Here is a 15,920-nt window from a genome sequence, read left to right on the forward strand (position 1 = left end):
CAAGGTTAACATCCTTTTCTAACCCGCTGTCGACGGTTAGAAGGCGGTGCTATTAACAGGTTCGGCGGATCGCACTTAAGCGGCTGTCCGGAAAAGGAATATCGGGCAGATGCGAGCAGGTTTGCTGACAAGCGCGGCGATGGCGCTGGTTCTTGCCGGGTGCGGCGGAGGCAGCGGCGGTAGCGAATCGCCGATTTCCCTGCCGAGCCCGGTGCCCTCGCCGACGCCCGCGCCCGCGCCCAGCCCGGCTCCGTCACCCAGTCCGTCGTCGCCTTCACCCACGCCGGTTCCGTCACCGACCCCAACGCCGGCCCCCGCGCCGAGCCCCAGCCCAGGGCCGACACCAGCACCGGAGCCGACCCCGACTCCAACGCCCACTCCGAAGCCCACCCCGACACCGACGCCGACTCCCACTCCGGTGCCGACCACGGCAAACGACAGCTTGGTCAAGTTTCCTGCGGTGCCGAGCATCGACACCAGCCTTTATGGCAAGCGCACGTTCCAAGGCATCCCGAGCATGGCGCGGGTCGGCAACCGGATCTGGTCGGTCTGGCTGGGCGACGCGACCGCGGCCAAGTGGGAGGCCACGGGCAATTTCCTGATCCTGGCTTACAGCGATGACGACGGGGTCAACTGGTCTCGCGAATACTACCTGGTGCCGCAAAACCCGGTCACGGACCGGACGTGCGATCCCCGCCTCTGGCTTGCGCCCGATGGCAAGCTGTGGGTGCTTTACTGCCAGTCCGGCGGCGGCATGGTGCTCGACGGTCAGCTCGGCGTCTGGGCGAACATCATCACCGATCCGCTGGCGGCGACGCCGTCGTTCGAGCCTGGATTCCACCTGACCGACGGGCTCCCGGCACGTCCCTTCAAATTCCGGAACCAGTGGTATCTCCCGGTCGATTACATCAACGGCAATCCGAAGCGCTTTCCTGAGCGCGCCGGCAAGCACATCTATTCATTCGACTGGGCGAACAAGCGGGTGACCAAGGTCTCGACCGTGCCCAAGACGCCGAACGCGGACTTCAACGAGCACAACTACGTCGAGCTCAGGAACGGGCGGCTCTATACCCAGTCGCGCAGCTACGACGGGATCTACCAGTCGACGAGCACCGGTATCGGTTCGCTGACCTTCAACGCGCTCAGCCGCTGGCTGTTCTACCCGTCGATCCCGTCGCGTCACTCGCTTGCGCGCACGCCGTCGGGGCGGCTGATGATGATCTACAACCAGACCAACAACGGTGCGGGCCGGACCGACATGGCGATCGCCCTTTCGGACGACGACGGCGCAACTTGGCCGTTCCACCATGTTTTCGACAGCCGCCCGCAGGTATCCTATCCGGATATCGACTTTGCCGCGAATGGCGACATCTTGGTCATCTCGGACCGGGGCCGGAATGGCTACAAGGAGATCTGGTACACCCGGATCAACGAGGAATCGATCGTGAAGGGCACCCCGCAGGTGACCGTCAGGCTGGTCAACAAGCAGTAGGCGCGCGCTACTTCGCCGGCACGTTGACCAGGCGGAGGGCCGACTTGACCCGGCCCCGCACCACCGAATCCTCGTCGATTTCCGACAGCCAGATTTCCTTGGCGCCGTTGCGCCCGCGGTCATAGATCACCTGGATCTTGCCCGTCGGGCTGTAGGTGACCTCCGGATACGAAACCTGCTGCCGCGCGTCGAAGATCGCGCGGTACGGCCAGCTTTTCCCGTCGTCATTCGACAGCGCGATGGTCATGTCCGTACGCCCGGCACCGTTATCGGTCTGGTTGTAGATCATCACTAGCCGGCCCGATGGCGAGCGCGAGAGAACGTGGCGCGAGGGGATCGAAGGGTAGAAGCCCCACAAGGTCGGGACCGGGAAGGTCAACGTCCCGGCCGGCGCGATGCTTTGCACGATGCCGCCGAAGCTGCGGCTCTGGTTGAGCAGGCTACCGTCCTTGCGTTCGACGAAGTTCATCTCGTTGAAGTCGGCGTTTGGCGTCTGCGGAACGGTGGCGACCTTGGTCACTTGCCGGTTCGCCCAGTCAAACGCATAGATGTGCTTGCCGAACCGGTCGCGAAAGCGCGTCGGGTTGCCGCCGAGATAGTCGATCGGGATGTACCAGCGGCCCTGGTACTGGAAGGGCATGTTCGGCTCACCGTCTGCGAGGCGGAAGCCGGGCTCGAACGTCGGCATGGTCGCAAGCGGGTTCGAGATGACCGCCACCCACGCGCCGAGCTGGCCGTCAATGTTCATCCCGCCGCCGGACTGGAAGTACAGCACCCAGAGCTTGCCATCGGGCGCGAGCCACAGCCGCGGGTCGCCGGTCCGGTCGGTCACCGGGTTCTTAGGCACGAGGTAGAACTCGCGCGACCAGCTCTTACCGTCGTTGTCGGAATAGGCGAGGATCAGGAAGTTGCCGGGCGCCTCCCACTTGGCTGCGGAGATGTCGCCGAGCCAGGCGGCCCACAACCGGCTGCCGACGCGGGCAATGCTCGGGATGCCCTGGAAGGTGCGCGGGCCATACTTGGCGCTGTCGAGGCTGGGCACCGCAGGGTCGAGGACGAGGCTGTCGTTGACCAGTTCGGTCATGGTCAGCGTCGCCGCCGTGGTCGCGGTGGCCACCGGGGCCGGGGCGGCTTGCACCACCTGGCTTGCCGGGAGCGCGAGCATGGCCTGGCTGCCCGATCCCGTATCGCCGCCGCATCCCGCAAGCGCTGTCGCAAGCACGATTCCCCAGAAACCCTTGCGCACGATGCACCCCACCACTGTCCGGTCGTTAGGTGCGTCTAAGTATATATACTTATGGCCTATCTAAAGTTAGTTTTTGTCCAAAATGGTGCTATCGAGGGTCAGGTGCCGCGCGCAGCCTCCGCTCCCGCGCTGCCGAAGCGCTTCGCCGCGGCCGCTAAAGCCAGCGCAATGAGCTGGACGTAGAACAGCAGGTCCAGCGGGAAGCGCATGCGCGGGTCGGCGTTGGTCAGGATGAACGGGATCGCATAGCTGGCGACGATCAGCAGCAGCATCCCGTCGCTCCATCGGCGGCGGCGCAGGAACGCGAGCGCGGTCCAGCCGAACGAGATCCAGAACAACCCGGCGGCGAAGAATTGCAGCGCGACCTTGGCCGGAGAATTGGCGTTGGCGAGTCGCGGCGCGACGAAGGTCATGGCCTTCAGCGCGGTCAGCCGCACTACCTCTCCCGGATGCGCGACCGCATACTCCCTGGCCCAGGCGACGTACTGCTCCTGCGGCACGAAGTTGCGCTGCTTGAAGTCGACCCCGTGTTCCGGGAGCGCCTTGCGCATTGCATATTCCGCGTTCTGGTTGCGCAGGATCTCATCCCAGGAATAGGCATTCGTCGCCGCGAACAGGTTGTAGCCACCGTTGCTCGGGCGATAGTCGGGCACGCCGGCGACGGCCATGCTGAACAGCGCGAACGCGCCGCCTCCGGCTACGGCGAGCGCCGCCCCGCGCGGCACGGCAAGGCGCAGTCGCTCGCGCCAGCCGCGGGCGCTCTCTCCCCACAGCAGCCACACCCCGAGCGGCAGGGCCATCGACACGCCGTTGGCGCGGACGTGCATCGACAGCCCCAGCAGCAGCCCCGCGAGCAACGCCGAACCGAGCGTCGGACGGCGGGTCATCAGCAGGACCAGGCCCATGAACAGCGCGCCGGCGAGGATCGATTCGTTCGTCCGCGACAGGCTGAGCATCACATAGGGGTGGACCAGCAGGGCCGCCGCGAGCACCGCCAGCAACGCCGCCGAAGGTACGCGCTCGAGCCCGCTTCGCCGCCCCCCGCCGCTTGCGAGCCATCGCCATGCCAGGGCGAGAAAAACGAGATAGGCGAGGAAATTGAGCGTCTTGACCGCCGCGGCTTCGGGCAATCCGGCAAGGAACGGCGCGAGGAACCCCGGATAACCGAGCGGCAGGCGATACGTCTCATCGGGATCGATCGCGCCGCGCAGGATCAGCCACGCGTCCTCGGTGTGACTGGGGATTTCGTTGAGGTAGCCGATTCGCCAGAGGACCGCGGCGGTCAGCACCACAATGGCCGCCGCCGCCACCGCGAATGTCCGATCGCTGATTTTCTGGAGAACGCCCACAAGTGTCGTCATCGCACTCCGAACCCCGCTTGCGCCCGGCATGGTCCGGACCGGTCCTGCCTACAGGAGCATAAAGCGATACCGCAACGCACAAATTCCGTTGGCCTCGGGCCGCCTCGCGATGCTACGTCCGGGGCTGCTCTGAACTACTGCCGGTGCCGCCGTCCCTGATGCCTCCCATTTCCCGACCTGCCTCATGAGCGAGACCCCGCGCGTCCTGGCCGTCGACCTCGACGGCACCCTGCTGCGCTCCGACATGCTGTACGAGACGTTCTGGTCGGCGATGGGCCGGAACTGGACGACGCTTCCCCGGGCGCTACTGGCGCTGCAGGGCGGCAAGGCCGGTCTCAAGACGCGCCTGAACGCGCTCGCCGATGTCGATTGCACCACCCTGCCGTGGAACGAAGACGTTCTCGCCTACATCCGCCAGTGGCGCGCAGACGGCGGGAAGACGGCGCTGGTCACTGCCAGCAACGCCGCCCTGGCGCAGCGGGTGGCCGATCATCTCGGCCTGTTCGACGAGGTTCACGGTTCCGACGAGACGACCAACCTCAAGGGCCGCAACAAGGCCCGGTTCCTGACCGAGCGATACGGCAAGGGCGGTTTCGCCTATGCCGGAGACCATCCGGCCGACCTCGCCGTCTGGGCCGAGGCGCACCGCGCCGTCACTGTTTCGCCCAGCCGCGGCCTGCGCGGCAAGGCCGATGCACTGGGGATCGAGACTCACCACATCGAAACCGCCGGACCAGCACTGCGCGCTTATGCCAAGGCGGCGCGGCCGCACCAGTGGCTCAAGAACTTCCTGATCTTCGTGCCGCTGGTGGCGGCCCACCGCTTCGATCCGTCGGCCATCCTAGACGCGGTGATCGCGTTCTTCGCGTTCAGCCTGATCGCCTCGAGCGTCTACGTGGTCAACGACCTGCTCGACCTTGCGGCGGACCGCGCGCACCCGCGCAAGCGCAAGCGGCCGTTCGCCAGCGGGGCGATCCCGATCGCGCACGGGACGTGGATGGCGTTGCTGCTGTGGCTGGCCGGGGCGGGGCTTGCCGCGCTGCTCGGCCCGAAATTCCTGGGCGTGATGCTCGCCTACTACCTCGCGACCACCGCCTATTCGTTCTATCTCAAGCGCAAGCTGATCGTCGATATCTGCGTGCTCGCCGGGCTTTACACCATCCGCATCCTGGCGGGCGGGGTGGCGACGGACATCCCGGTGTCGATGTGGCTGCTCGCCTTCTCGATCTTCTTCTTCCTGTCGCTGGCGGCGGTGAAGCGGCAGGCGGAGCTGGTCGGCGGCATCGCCAGCGGCTCGGTCAAGATCGCCGGGCGCGGGTACATCAAGGACGACCTGCCGCTGGTCCAGCAGATGGCGATCTCGGCAGGCTACGTCTCCGTGCTCGTGCTGGCGCTCTACCTCAATTCCACCACGGTCACGGCGCTCTATGGCGAGCCGGCCGGACTGTGGGGCGCGTGCCTGATCCTGCTCTACTGGATCAGCCGCATGGTCATGGTCGCCTCGCGCGGCGACATGCACGACGATCCGGTGGTCTATGCGGTGACCGACCGCAAGAGCCTCGTCTGCGGGGTGCTGGTGCTGGCCTGCTTCGTCGCGAGCGCCGTCCTGTGAAGCTGTGGGAACTGGTCCTGCGCTACAGCCTGTTCGCGGTGATCGCGACGCTGGTGAACCTCGGCGTCCAGCGCGGGGTATTGGCGTTCGGGACAGGGCCGGTGCTGTTCGTGATCGCGCTCGGCGCCGGGACGCTCGCCGGGCTGGTGGTCAAGTACCTGCTCGACAAGCGCTGGATCTTCTACGCCGCGACCAGGACGGCGGCAGAGGACGGCAAGCGCTTCGGCCTCTACACCGCGATGGGACTGATCACGACCGCGATCTTCTGGGGCATGGAGACCGCCTTCTGGCTGGTCTGGCAGACCGACGCCATGCGCGAGGCCGGCGCGGTGCTGGGCCTCGCCATCGGCTATGTGGTCAAGTACCGGCTCGACCGCCGGTTCGTGTTCGCCGACATTCTGGGCACGGCAAGGACCCCGGCATGAAGCTGTCGGGGTGGGGCCGCTTTCCCGTGGCCGATTGCGCGGTCAGCAGTGCGCGCGACCAAACAGACGTCACCTCTGCGTTGGCTGACGGGGCGCTGATCGCGCGGGGCAATGGCCGCGCTTATGGCGACAGTGCGCTCAACCGCGAACAGACGCTGGCGATGCGCGGCATGGGCCGTATGCTGGCGTTCGATGCTTCGGAAGGCGTGCTGGTTGCCGAAGCGGGCGTGCTGCTGGAAGAGGTGATCGCCACTTTCCTGCCGCGCGGCTGGTTCCCCGCGGTCACCCCCGGCACCAAGCTGGTGACCCTTGGCGGGATGATCGCCGCCGACGTCCACGGCAAGAACCACCATGGCGAAGGCTCGATGCGCAACTGCGTCGACTGGCTGGATCTCGCGGGCGCGGACGGGACCGTGCGGCGCTGTTCGCGCAGCGAGAATGCCGAGCTGTTCGAATGGACCTTGGGCGGCATGGGCCTGACCGGCGTGATCCTGCGCGCCGCGATCCGGCTGCGCGCCGTGGAGAGTGCGTGGATCCGCCAGACCACGATCCCTGCCGACAACCTCGCCGCGGCGATGGCGGCGTTCGAGGCTTCGCAGGACGCGACCTATTCGGTGGCGTGGATCGATTGCCTGGCCAAGGGGAAGGCGCTCGGCCGTTCGCTGGTGATGCTGGGCGAGCATGCGAAGCTGGCCGACCTGCCACCCGCGAAACAGGCCGCGCCGTTTGCCGGCAAGAAACGACCGAAGCTGGCGGTGCCGATCGATTTCCCCGCTTTCGCGCTCAACGGGCTGACCGTGCGGCTGTTCAACCAGCTCTATTACGCCGCGGGCAAGGCCAAGGGGCGGCACGCGGTGGTCGACTGGGACAGCTACTTCTACCCGCTCGACGCCATCCGTGACTGGAACCGGATCTATGGCAAGCCGGGGTTCGCCCAGTTCCAGTGCGCGCTGCCGCTGGAGCGCTCGGAAGCCGGGCTGACCGCCCTGCTCGAGGCGATCTCGCGCGCCGGACTCGGCTCGTTCCTGGCCGTGCTCAAGCGGTTCGGCGAAGGCGGCGGCGGAATGTCGTTTCCGATGCCCGGCTACACGCTCGCGCTCGACTTCCCGGTATCGGAACGGACCCGGGCGCTGTTCGAGACGCTCGACCGCATCGTCATCGCGCACGGCGGGCGTCAGTACCTCGCCAAGGACAGCCGGATGAGCGCGGCAACTTTGTCTGCCAGCGATAACCGGGTGGAAGCATTTCGCGCCTATCGCGACGCCTCTGGCGCGAAGCCGCGGTTTCGCTCGCTGCAATCGGAAAGGCTTGGACTGTGAGCAAGGAACCCGTCCTGATTCTTGGCGCGAAATCGGACATGGCGCGCGCGGCCGCGCACCGCTTCGCGAGGGAAGGTCATCCGATCCAGCTGGCGGCGCGCGATGCGGCGAGCCTGGCCGACGACTGCAAGGACCTCGCCGTCCGCTACAACGTGTCCGCGACCGCACACGCTTTCGATGCGCTGGCGCTGGAAAGCCACGCCGGGTTCGTCGATTCGCTGCCCGAGCTGCCGGGCGTTGCAGTCTGCGCGGTCGGCTTCATGCCCGACCAGAAGGCGAGTGAGGCCGATCCGGTGGCGGCGGCGCAGGTCATGCGCTCCAACTTCGAAGGGCCGGCGAGCATCCTTGCGGTGCTGGCCAACCGTTTCGCCGTGCGGGGCAGCGGGACGCTGGTCGGGATCAGCTCGGTCGCCGGGGTGCGCGGCCGCGCGTCGAACTACGTCTATGGTTCGGCCAAGGCGGGCTTCACCGCGTTTCTTTCGGGCCTGCGCAACCGCTTCGGCAAGACCGGGGTCCACGTCGTCACGGTGCTGCCGGGCTTCGTCTATACCAAGATGACGGAGGGCATGCCGCTGCCCAAGCCGCTCACCGCGCATCCCGAGGAAGTGGGCAACGCGATCTATAAGGCGGTGGCGAAGCGTCGCAACGTTGTCTGGGTCCGCCCGGTCTGGTGGGCGGTGATGATGGTCATCCGCCACATTCCGGAGTTCGTGTTCAAGAAGACAAGCCTCTAGGCGGCTTCCGGCGCACGGTTGAACACGTAATCGCGGTCGAGGAAGTACTTGGCGACGTGGCTGAGTGCGAGGCCGATGACCGCGCCGGCGTACTTGATCTGCGGGTCGCGCCAGATCCACCAGGCGGCAAGCTCGATCGCCCAGAAGATCGTCGTGGTGAGGAACCCGAGCAGCGCATAGCGCACCACCTTGCGCGCCTCGTGCCCGTGGCTGTGGTACGGGTCGGCGAAGACCCACAGCTTGACGCCGACATACTTGACCAGGAACGCCACCCCGGTGCCCGCCAGGATCGAGAGCATCACCGGCCAAGAGGGCACTGCCTGCACCACCAGCTCCTGCGTCACGAGGTTGGCCGCCCCCGCGGCCATCGCGAAGGTGCAGTACTTGGCGAGATCGATCGATTGGGCCTTCATGTCGCCTTGTGTGTTGTCAGGTGTCGTTCGGGTGCGCTTGTGTAACGACAAGGGCGTAACGGTCATTGCCCCCGGCGCTTCACCGGCCTATCAGTATTGCATTGCAGCATTGCTTGGCCAGCCCCACAGGAACACCGATGACCCGACCCGCCTATGATCTTGCCGGAAAACGCGTTTTCGTGGCTGGGCACAGGGGCATGGTCGGCTCCGCGATCGTCCGCAGGCTGGCGAGCGAGGGCTGCGAGGTGCTCACCGCCAGTCGCAGCGAGCTCGATCTCAAGGAACAGGCCTCGGTCCGCGCATGGTTCGCCGCGAACCGGCCCGACGCCGTGGTCCTCGCTGCCGCCAAGGTCGGCGGGATCCTCGCCAACGACAGCTTTCCCGGCGAGTTTCTCTACGACAACCTGATGATCGAGGCGAACGTCATCGAGGCGGCCCGGCAGGCCGATGTCGAGAAGCTTCTGTTCCTCGGTTCCTCTTGCATCTACCCCAAGTTCGCGGAGCAGCCGATCGTCGAGGCCGCGCTGCTCACCGGCCCGCTCGAGCCGACCAACGAATGGTACGCGATTGCCAAGATCGCCGGGATCAAGCTGTGCCAGGCTTACCGCCGCCAGTACGGCTGCGACTACATCAGCGCGATGCCGACCAATCTTTACGGCCCCGGCGACAACTACGACCTCAAGTCGAGCCACGTCCTCCCGGCGCTGATCCGCAAGGCGCATGAAGCCCGCGAATCCGGTGCCCGGAGCATCGAGATCTGGGGCACCGGGACGCCGCGGCGCGAGTTCCTCCACGTCGACGATCTGGCCGACGGCTGCGTGTTCCTGCTGAGGAACTACTCGGATTTCGAGCACGTCAACCTCGGCTCCGGCACCGACATCCCGATCGGCGAGCTGGCGCAGCTGGTCTGCGACGTGGTCGGCTTCACCGGCGCGATCACCAAGGACGAAACCAAGCCCGACGGTACGCCGCGCAAGCTGATGAGCGGCGACAAGATCGCCGCAATGGGCTGGCGGCCGACGATCGGATTGCGCGAGGGCATCGCCAGCGCCTATGCCGAGTTCCTCGCCGGGCATGTCAAGGAAGGCACGCTCTGACCGCGTCGGCACGGGTCTGGAACCGCGCATGAAGCTGCTGATCCTCGGCCTGAACTATGCGCCCGAGCCGGTCGGGATCGGACCTTATACGACCGGGCTGGCCGAAGCGCTGGCGGCGCGAGGCCATGACGTGCAGGTCGTCGCGGGAAAGCCGTATTATCCGCAGTGGAAGGCATACCCGGGCCAGCCGGAAGGGCGCAGCTCGACCACGGAGAACGGTGTCGTCGTCACCCGTGTTCCGCACTTCATTCCGGCCAATCCCACGGGTGCCAAGCGCATCGCCCACCACCTGAGCTTTGCCCGCTCTGCCTATGGCCCGGCCATCAAAGCGGCCAAGTCGAAGCCAGACCTCGTTTTCACGGTCGCCCCGTCGCTGCTCGGCGTCCCGGTCGCGGCCCGGGCGGCGCGGCGAGCAGGCGCGCCGCTGTGGCTGCATGTGCAGGATTTCGAGGTCGAGGCGGCCTTCGCCACCGGGTTGGTCAAGGGCGGCGGCCTCGCAGGGCTGGCCCGCGGCGCGGAGAACCGCATCCTTGGCATGGCCGATCTCGTCTCCTCGATCAGCCCGCAGATGTGCGCGAAGCTGGGAGAGAAGGGGATCGCCGGGGAGCGTGTCTACCAGCTGCGCAACTGGAGCAATGCGAGCTTCGATTTCGCCGCCGCCGACGCTTCGGGATACCGCCGCGAGTGGGGACTGGGCGACAGGAAGGTCGCGCTCTATTCAGGCAATATCGCCAACAAGCAGGGCCTGGAAATCGTCATTGATGCCGCCCGCGCGCTGTCGCACCGCGGCGACCTCGCCTTCGTCATCTGCGGCGAAGGGCCGAATCGCGCCCGGCTGGCGGAGCGGGCGCAGGGCCTCACCAACGTCCAGTTCCACGATCTCCAGCCGGCCGAGCGGATGGCCGATTTCCTCTCGCTCGCGTCTGTCCACCTCCTGCCGCAGATCGTCGGCGCAGCCGATCTTGTCCTTCCCTCCAAGCTGACCAACATGCTCGCGTCCGGCCGCCCGGTGGTGGCGACCGCCGCCCCCGGCACGGGCCTGTTTGACGAGGTCGAGGGCTGCGGGATCAACACGCCGCCGGGCGACGCCGCCGCGCTGGCCGCCGGGATCGAGCGCCTGCTCGATGATGCGCCGATGGCTGCGGAGCTTGGCGTCGCCGCCCGCCGCCGCGCGGCGGAGCGCTGGTCGCAAGATGCCATCATCGACGGTTTCGAAGCGCGCGCTGCCCGCCTGGTCGCGCACGGCCGACGCGGGTGAGCGCGCGCAAGATCCTTGTCGGCTCGGCCTCCATCGTCCTCGACAAGGTCGTGGTCAGCGCGGTCCAGCTGCTGATGGTGCCGGTGCTGACTCATGCCTGGGGGCTGACCCTGTTCGGTACATGGGCCATGATCGGGACGATCCCGACGTTCCTGGCGATGGGCGACTTCGGCATCGTCACCTCGGCGTGGGCGCGGATGACGATGTTCATGTCGCGCGGCGAGACCGACAAGGCGCGGACCGTGATCCATACCGCCTGGCTTGTCGCCACGGCGATCTGCGTCGCCATCTCGCTGATTCTCGCGGCGGTCCTGTGGTACCTGCCCGATTCGGCACTGCCCACTGCGGCGGGCTTCCCGGCCGAGGATGCCCGCCTGACAATCCTGATGCTGATGGTCTATGGCCTGGGCACGATCGTTTTCCGCCTCAACACCACGATCTTCCGCGCCAGCGGGCAATTTCCGCTTACCGTGTGGTCGAACACCGCGAGCTACGGAATCGAGAACTTCGCGGTGATCATCGCGGTGTTCGCAGGCTACGGCCCCGTCGTCGCGGCCGCTGCCCTGTTGGCTATGCGCGGCGTATCCATCGCAATCGTCTTTGCGCTGAGCTTCAGCCGGTTCCGCCAGGTTGCGCCAGGGTTCTCGGGCGCCAGCCGGACGGAATGGCGCGAAATGTGGCGGCCGGCGCTGGCCGCATCGCTGCTCGGGCTGGGGCTGATGACCTTCCTCCAGGCGAGCGTCGCGGTGCTGGGCGCCGTCGCAGGCGCGGCGGCAGTTCCGGCGTTCGTCGCGGTGCGGACGATCTCGCGGATCGGCTTGCAGGTCTCGCTGGTCGTCGCCCAGCCGGCCGCGCAGGAGTTCGGCAACGAGATGGCCAAGGGCGAGAACTTCAAGGCGGGCCGGTACTTCGGGCTGGTCCTCGCGACCTCGGCGTTCATGGCGACGGGCATGGGGCTCGGCCTCGTCCTGCTGGGCCAGCCGGTGATCCGACTGTGGACCGGCGGGGCGATCGATCCGTCGATGGCACTGCTGGTGTTCATCGCGCTGTCGTCGTTCGCCGGCGGCATGTGGAACCCGCTGCTCAACGTCATTCTTGCGGTCAACCGGCAGAAGGAGATCACGGGTGCGAACCTGCTGATCGGCGTGCTCGGGCTCGGCTTCATCTGGGCGACGGCCGACGAAATGGGCAACGTTTCCGCGGCCATTGCCTCGGCGATCGTCGATGGTGTCACACTGGGCGCGATGCTGCTATTCGCTTGGCGGCACTGGCTGACGATCCCCGCGTTCCGCGAAGGGATGCACGCCACGCTTGCCGACCTGCGCCGCCCGGTCGCCACCTTCCAATCCCTCAGAAAGTCCCGCTGACATGGCCGAGCCTTCCGCAATCGACGTTCCCGCGCTGCTCGGCGAGTGCTGGGACCTCGTGCGCGCCAACCTGCCCAAGACCCTCTCGCTTCGCCGCGAGATCACCTGGAAGCCCGACGGCAGCCCGGTCACCAAGGCCGACTACTGGCACGAGGAGCTGATCGGTGGGTTCCTGAAGGAACGCCTGCCGGACGTGCTGCTGGTGGCCGAGGAAAGCTATGTCCCCGGCATGGACCTGACCACCCGGTGGATGGCGATCCTCGACCCGATCGACGGGACGGAGAACTTCTGTTCGGGCCTGCGCGAATGGGGCGTCGCGCTGTCGATCTGGCACGACGGCGAACACAAGGGCAGCGCGCTGATGCTGCCCGAACTGGGCGATGCGATCCTCACCGGTCACGCGGTGGAGAAGTTCCATTCGCGCGTGGTCGGGCTTTCCTCGTCATACAATGCGGAAATCGGTCAGATCATCGCGGACAATCCGGAAAGCCGGATCATGGGCTGCGCAGTCTACAATGCCTACAATGTCATTCGCGGCACGTTCGCGCGCTTCGTCAATCCGAAGGGCGCTTACGCGTGGGACCTGCAGGCCGGCGTGTCGCTGGCCGCGGAGCACGGCTGCGAAGTCCATCTCGAAGGAGAACTCTACCGTGGACAGCTTCTCGCGCCAGATCGACGCCATCGCGTCGACATACGGCACCGATACGATCTTCATCCTGGGCAAGGGTCCGTCGGCTGACGAGATCCCGGCCGAGGTCTATGCCGGTTCGCTGGTCATCGGTCTGAACGATGCCGAGCGGATCTATCCGAGCGACATCTCGATCTTCCACGCCGATTGGGTGAAGGATGCGCTCGCCCACGAAGGCCCGCGCGCGCGGCTTTACATCACCAGCACCGACTTCGCGACGCCGGTCGCCGAGGTCGTGCGAACCCGCCACGTCTCGCTGTCCCAGGAAGGCGCGGACCTGATGGTCCAGCGCCTGCTGTCGGACGAGATCGTGATCGAGGACGTGCTCTTCCTGACCGCGCTGCAGGTTGCCCGCGCGGTCGCGAGGAGCCGCGGCCGCCCGCAGACGGTCTACATGGTCGGGTTCGATTTCCGGGCCGAGGCCGGCAACGCCTCCGCTATCGCCCGGCACTACGAGACCGACTCGGAGGACCAGCGCCGCCTGCGGATCGAGATGCAGGAGAACTTCCTGCTCAACGCCCTCTACATGCTCCAGGGCAGCGAGATCGATGTCGTCCACGTCGGCAAGCGTCCGTTCTCGCGCCTATCGAGCGACGACCTGCGCGAGCAGTTCCTGCCCGAGCCGCAGGAAGCGGGTCGTGACTGGCGGGTTTCGGTCGTGGCCGAGCTTACCACCAACCACTTCGGCGATCGCGGGCGGCTCGAGCGGATGGTGCGCGCGGCCAAGGCGGCCGGGGCCGACTACGTCAAGGTCCAGAAGCGCGACGTGGAAAGCTTCTATTCGCCCGAGCAGCTTGCCGCGCCGTACAAGTCGCCGTTCGGCACGACCTTTCGCGACTATCGCCACCAGCTCGAACTCGACCGCGACGACTTCGCGTTCCTCCACGGGCTCTGCGACCGGCTGGGGATCAAGTGGTTCGCCTCCGCCCTCGACGAAGCTTCGTATCGCTTCCTGCTGGAAGCCGGGAGCCACGCGATCAAGCTGCCCTCGACCATTTCCGAGCATACCGACTATCTCGAACTGGTGGCCCGGACCTGCGACCGGCCGATCGTCCTGTCCACCGGCATGACCGACAAGGCCTTCGAAAGCTGGGTGCTGGAAACCTTCGCGCGAAGCCCCGAGCTGCACCTGCTCCAGTGCAACTCCGCCTATCCGACCCCGGCCGAGGACTGCAACGTCGGCGTCGTCCGCCACTACGCCCATCTTGCGAAGGAGAACCCGCGGATCGTACCGGGCTACTCGAGCCACGATCACGGCTGGTTCGGTTCGGCGCTGGCGGTGGCCGCAGGTGCGCGCATGGTCGAAAAGCACGTCAAGCTCGGCAACACCGAATGGGCACACTTCGACGCGGTGGCGCTCGATTTGACCCGCGGCGAGTTCAAGGACTACGTCGCCAAGGTTCGCGAGGCCGAGGTGATCGTCGGCAGCGAGGAAAAGACGGTGCAGCCCAGCGAGCACCACAAGTACTTCAAGTGAGGTCCACCCGATGAAGGTCGTCGCCGTTATTCCCGCACGCTATGGCTCGACCCGGTTCGAGGGAAAGCCGCTGGCCGACATCGCCGGTTCGCCGATGATCGCGTGGGTTTACAACCGCGTGGTCCGCTCGCCGCTGATCGCCGAAGCGTGGGTCGCGACCGACGACGAGCGCATCGCCGCAGCGTGCGAGGCGCACGGGCTCAACTACATCATGACCTCGAGCGCTCACGGGACCAGCACCGAACGGCTGAACGAAGTGGCGGAAAAGGTGGACGCCGACCTCTACCTCTGCGTGAACGGCGATGAGCCGCTGATCGACCCGGATTTCCTTGGCAAGATCGTGCCCGATGCGTTGCCTGACGCGGATGCGATCTATGTCGCCAACATCGCGGCGCGAATGAAGGCGCCGGCCGAGGTGATGGACCCGACCAACATCAAGGTCGTGTTCGCCGCCGATGGCACCGCGCAGTACATGTCGCGCAGCCCGATCCCGTTTCCCAAGTCCAGTCTCAACTACGACTACTGGAAGCACGTCGGCGTGCTGATCTACAACCGTGCCGCGCTGCGCTTCTTTGCCGCAACTCCGCGCGGGTCAAACGAGCGGATCGAGGACGTCAACGAGCTGCGCTTCATCGAGAACGGCGTGCCGCTGCGGATGGTGCGGGCCGAGGCGCCGGAGGGGCTTTCGGTCGATACGCCCAAGGATCTCGAGCACATTCGCGCCATCGTTGCCGAGCGCGGCCTCACGGTGAAATGAGCGCTGGCAACGGGCATTGCTACCGGACCTACGTGTTCGATTGCGATGGGGTGATCCTCGATTCCAACGCTCTGAAGACCGAGGCTTTCCGCACCGTCGGGCTGCCCTACGGCGAGGCGGCCGCAGATGCGCTGGCGGCGCACCACGTCGCCAACGGCGGCATATCGCGGATCGCGAAGTTCCGTCACTTCCTGGGCGAGATCGTGCCGGCGGGATCGCCGGGCCCCGGCTTCGACGAGCTGCTGGAACGCTACGCGCGGGTGATTCGGCAGGAAATGCTGGAATGCGCGGTGGTGCCGGGCCTCCACGCCCTGCGCGAAGCGACCGCTGATGCGCGCTGGCTTGTCGTGTCCGGCACGCTCCAGGGCGAACTGCGCGAGATTCTGGCCGAGCGCGGGCTCGCCGACCTGTTCGACGGCGGAATCTTCGGCAGTCCCGACGACAAGGACACGATCCTCGCACGGGAGCTCGCCGGCGGTACCATCGCCGGACCGGCGCTGTTCATCGGCGACAGCACCTACGACTGGCGTGCGGCCAGCGCGGCCGGTCTCGATTTCGTGTTCGCCAGTTACTGGACGGAAGTACCCGACTGGCCGGCCTTTACCGCCGCCAACGGGATAGACGTCATCGATTCCATCGAGTTGCTGCAGCAGCGCAAGCCCGGCTGAACCGGT

At 66.5% G+C, this 15,920-nt stretch carries 16 protein-coding genes; 12 read left to right on the forward strand and 4 right to left on the reverse strand.

All coding sequences use genetic code 11. The annotated features are described in order from the left end of the window. Nucleotides 1–75: 75 nt before the first annotated feature. A complete protein-coding gene (locus AC3WLD_RS03560) occupies nt 76–450 on the reverse strand; it encodes a hypothetical protein (RefSeq protein ID WP_492555545.1) in 375 nt (124 codons plus the stop codon). On the opposite strand from AC3WLD_RS03560, the gene AC3WLD_RS03565 reads away from it, so the two are divergent. Then, complete coding sequence (locus AC3WLD_RS03565) at nt 443–1,492, forward strand: sialidase family protein (protein WP_492555546.1); 1,050 nt, start codon at nt 443–445, stop codon at nt 1,490–1,492. The genes AC3WLD_RS03560 and AC3WLD_RS03565 overlap by 8 nt on opposite strands. 7 nt (nt 1,493–1,499) lie before the next feature. On the opposite strand, the gene AC3WLD_RS03570 is transcribed toward AC3WLD_RS03565, so the two are convergent. Together AC3WLD_RS03570 and AC3WLD_RS03575 are read right to left on the reverse strand one after the other, a co-directional pair. Beyond that, nucleotides 1,500–2,738: a sialidase family protein gene (locus AC3WLD_RS03570; RefSeq protein ID WP_492555547.1), complete on the reverse strand. Its 1,239-nt coding sequence runs from the start codon at nt 2,736–2,738 to the stop codon at nt 1,500–1,502. Nucleotides 2,739–2,836: 98 nt separating this feature from the next. Continuing rightward, complete coding sequence (locus AC3WLD_RS03575) at nt 2,837–4,099, reverse strand: hypothetical protein (protein WP_492555548.1); 1,263 nt, start codon at nt 4,097–4,099, stop codon at nt 2,837–2,839. A gap of 184 nt (nt 4,100–4,283) precedes the next feature. Here AC3WLD_RS03575 and AC3WLD_RS03580 point away from each other — a divergent pair, with 184 nt between their 5' ends. Genes AC3WLD_RS03580 through AC3WLD_RS03595 form a run of 4 tightly spaced genes read left to right on the forward strand, consistent with a single transcriptional unit; the run spans nt 4,284 to nt 8,189 of the window. Then, the gene (locus tag AC3WLD_RS03580) at nt 4,284–5,711 is read left to right on the forward strand and encodes a UbiA family prenyltransferase (RefSeq protein ID WP_492555549.1); all 1,428 of its coding nucleotides are present in this window, start codon (nt 4,284–4,286) and stop codon (nt 5,709–5,711) included. Then, a complete protein-coding gene (locus AC3WLD_RS03585; protein WP_492555550.1) occupies nt 5,708–6,136 on the forward strand; it encodes a GtrA family protein in 429 nt (142 codons plus the stop codon). Before AC3WLD_RS03580 ends, AC3WLD_RS03585 begins: the two co-directional genes overlap by 4 nt. Next, a complete protein-coding gene (locus tag AC3WLD_RS03590; protein ID WP_492555551.1) occupies nt 6,133–7,455 on the forward strand; it encodes an FAD-binding oxidoreductase in 1,323 nt (440 codons plus the stop codon). The genes AC3WLD_RS03585 and AC3WLD_RS03590 overlap by 4 nt, the downstream gene beginning before the upstream one ends. After that, nucleotides 7,452–8,189 carry an SDR family oxidoreductase gene (locus AC3WLD_RS03595; protein ID WP_492555552.1) on the forward strand — a complete coding sequence of 246 codons (738 nt, stop codon included), beginning with the start codon at nt 7,452–7,454 and terminating at the stop codon, nt 8,187–8,189. Before AC3WLD_RS03590 ends, AC3WLD_RS03595 begins: the two co-directional genes overlap by 4 nt. Here AC3WLD_RS03595 and AC3WLD_RS03600 read toward each other — a convergent pair. Then, nucleotides 8,186–8,602: a GtrA family protein gene (locus tag AC3WLD_RS03600; RefSeq protein WP_492555553.1), complete on the reverse strand. Its 417-nt coding sequence runs from the start codon at nt 8,600–8,602 to the stop codon at nt 8,186–8,188. The two genes, AC3WLD_RS03595 and AC3WLD_RS03600, sit on opposite strands and share 4 nt — an antisense overlap. 137 nt (nt 8,603–8,739) lie before the next feature. Here AC3WLD_RS03600 and fcl point away from each other — a divergent pair, with 137 nt between their 5' ends. The 7 genes from fcl to AC3WLD_RS03635 are packed head-to-tail and all read left to right on the forward strand — an operon-like array spanning nt 8,740 to nt 15,914. Beyond that, on the forward strand, nt 8,740–9,699 hold the full coding sequence (gene fcl / locus AC3WLD_RS03605) for a GDP-L-fucose synthase (protein WP_492555554.1): 960 nt from the start codon (nt 8,740–8,742) through the stop codon (nt 9,697–9,699). 28 nt (nt 9,700–9,727) lie between these two features. Then, nucleotides 9,728–10,957 carry a WcaI family glycosyltransferase gene (locus tag AC3WLD_RS03610; protein ID WP_492555555.1) on the forward strand — a complete coding sequence of 410 codons (1,230 nt, stop codon included), beginning with the start codon at nt 9,728–9,730 and terminating at the stop codon, nt 10,955–10,957. After that, entirely contained in the window at nt 10,954–12,324 is a 1,371-nt protein-coding gene (locus tag AC3WLD_RS03615; protein ID WP_492555556.1) for a lipopolysaccharide biosynthesis protein, read from the forward strand. Before AC3WLD_RS03610 ends, AC3WLD_RS03615 begins: the two co-directional genes overlap by 4 nt. A 1-nt stretch (nt 12,325) precedes the next feature. After that, the gene (locus AC3WLD_RS03620; RefSeq protein WP_492555557.1) at nt 12,326–13,063 is read left to right on the forward strand and encodes an inositol monophosphatase family protein; all 738 of its coding nucleotides are present in this window, start codon (nt 12,326–12,328) and stop codon (nt 13,061–13,063) included. Next, nucleotides 12,975–14,489: an N-acetylneuraminate synthase family protein gene (locus tag AC3WLD_RS03625; RefSeq protein ID WP_492555558.1), complete on the forward strand. Its 1,515-nt coding sequence runs from the start codon at nt 12,975–12,977 to the stop codon at nt 14,487–14,489. Before AC3WLD_RS03620 ends, AC3WLD_RS03625 begins: the two co-directional genes overlap by 89 nt. 10 nt (nt 14,490–14,499) lie before the next feature. Beyond that, nucleotides 14,500–15,246, forward strand: coding sequence for a 3-deoxy-manno-octulosonate cytidylyltransferase (locus AC3WLD_RS03630; RefSeq protein ID WP_492555559.1), 747 nt, complete (start codon nt 14,500–14,502; stop codon nt 15,244–15,246). After that, the gene (locus AC3WLD_RS03635; RefSeq protein ID WP_492555560.1) at nt 15,243–15,914 is read left to right on the forward strand and encodes an HAD family hydrolase; all 672 of its coding nucleotides are present in this window, start codon (nt 15,243–15,245) and stop codon (nt 15,912–15,914) included. The genes AC3WLD_RS03630 and AC3WLD_RS03635 overlap by 4 nt, the downstream gene beginning before the upstream one ends. Nucleotides 15,915–15,920 lie beyond the last annotated feature (6 nt).

The sequence above is a fragment of the Novosphingobium sp. FW305-C-111 genome (assembly GCF_058783565.1).

What these genes read in the sequence shown, in the direction of transcription:
- AC3WLD_RS03630 (WP_492555559.1), top strand. Translation starts at nt 14,500, where the DNA reads ATGAAGGTCGTCGCCGTTATTCCCGCACGCTATGGCTCGACCCGGTTC.
- AC3WLD_RS03610 (WP_492555555.1), top strand. Translation starts at nt 9,728, where the DNA reads ATGAAGCTGCTGATCCTCGGCCTGAACTATGCGCCCGAGCCGGTCGGG.
- AC3WLD_RS03620 (WP_492555557.1), top strand. Translation starts at nt 12,326, where the DNA reads ATGGCCGAGCCTTCCGCAATCGACGTTCCCGCGCTGCTCGGCGAGTGC.
- AC3WLD_RS03635 (WP_492555560.1), top strand. Translation starts at nt 15,243, where the DNA reads ATGAGCGCTGGCAACGGGCATTGCTACCGGACCTACGTGTTCGATTGC.
- AC3WLD_RS03590 (WP_492555551.1), top strand. Translation starts at nt 6,133, where the DNA reads ATGAAGCTGTCGGGGTGGGGCCGCTTTCCCGTGGCCGATTGCGCGGTC.
- AC3WLD_RS03575 (WP_492555548.1), bottom strand. Translation starts at nt 4,099, where the DNA reads ATGACGACACTTGTGGGCGTTCTCCAGAAAATCAGCGATCGGACATTC.
- AC3WLD_RS03600 (WP_492555553.1), bottom strand. Translation starts at nt 8,602, where the DNA reads ATGAAGGCCCAATCGATCGATCTCGCCAAGTACTGCACCTTCGCGATG.
- AC3WLD_RS03580 (WP_492555549.1), top strand. Translation starts at nt 4,284, where the DNA reads ATGAGCGAGACCCCGCGCGTCCTGGCCGTCGACCTCGACGGCACCCTG.
- fcl (WP_492555554.1), top strand. Translation starts at nt 8,740, where the DNA reads ATGACCCGACCCGCCTATGATCTTGCCGGAAAACGCGTTTTCGTGGCT.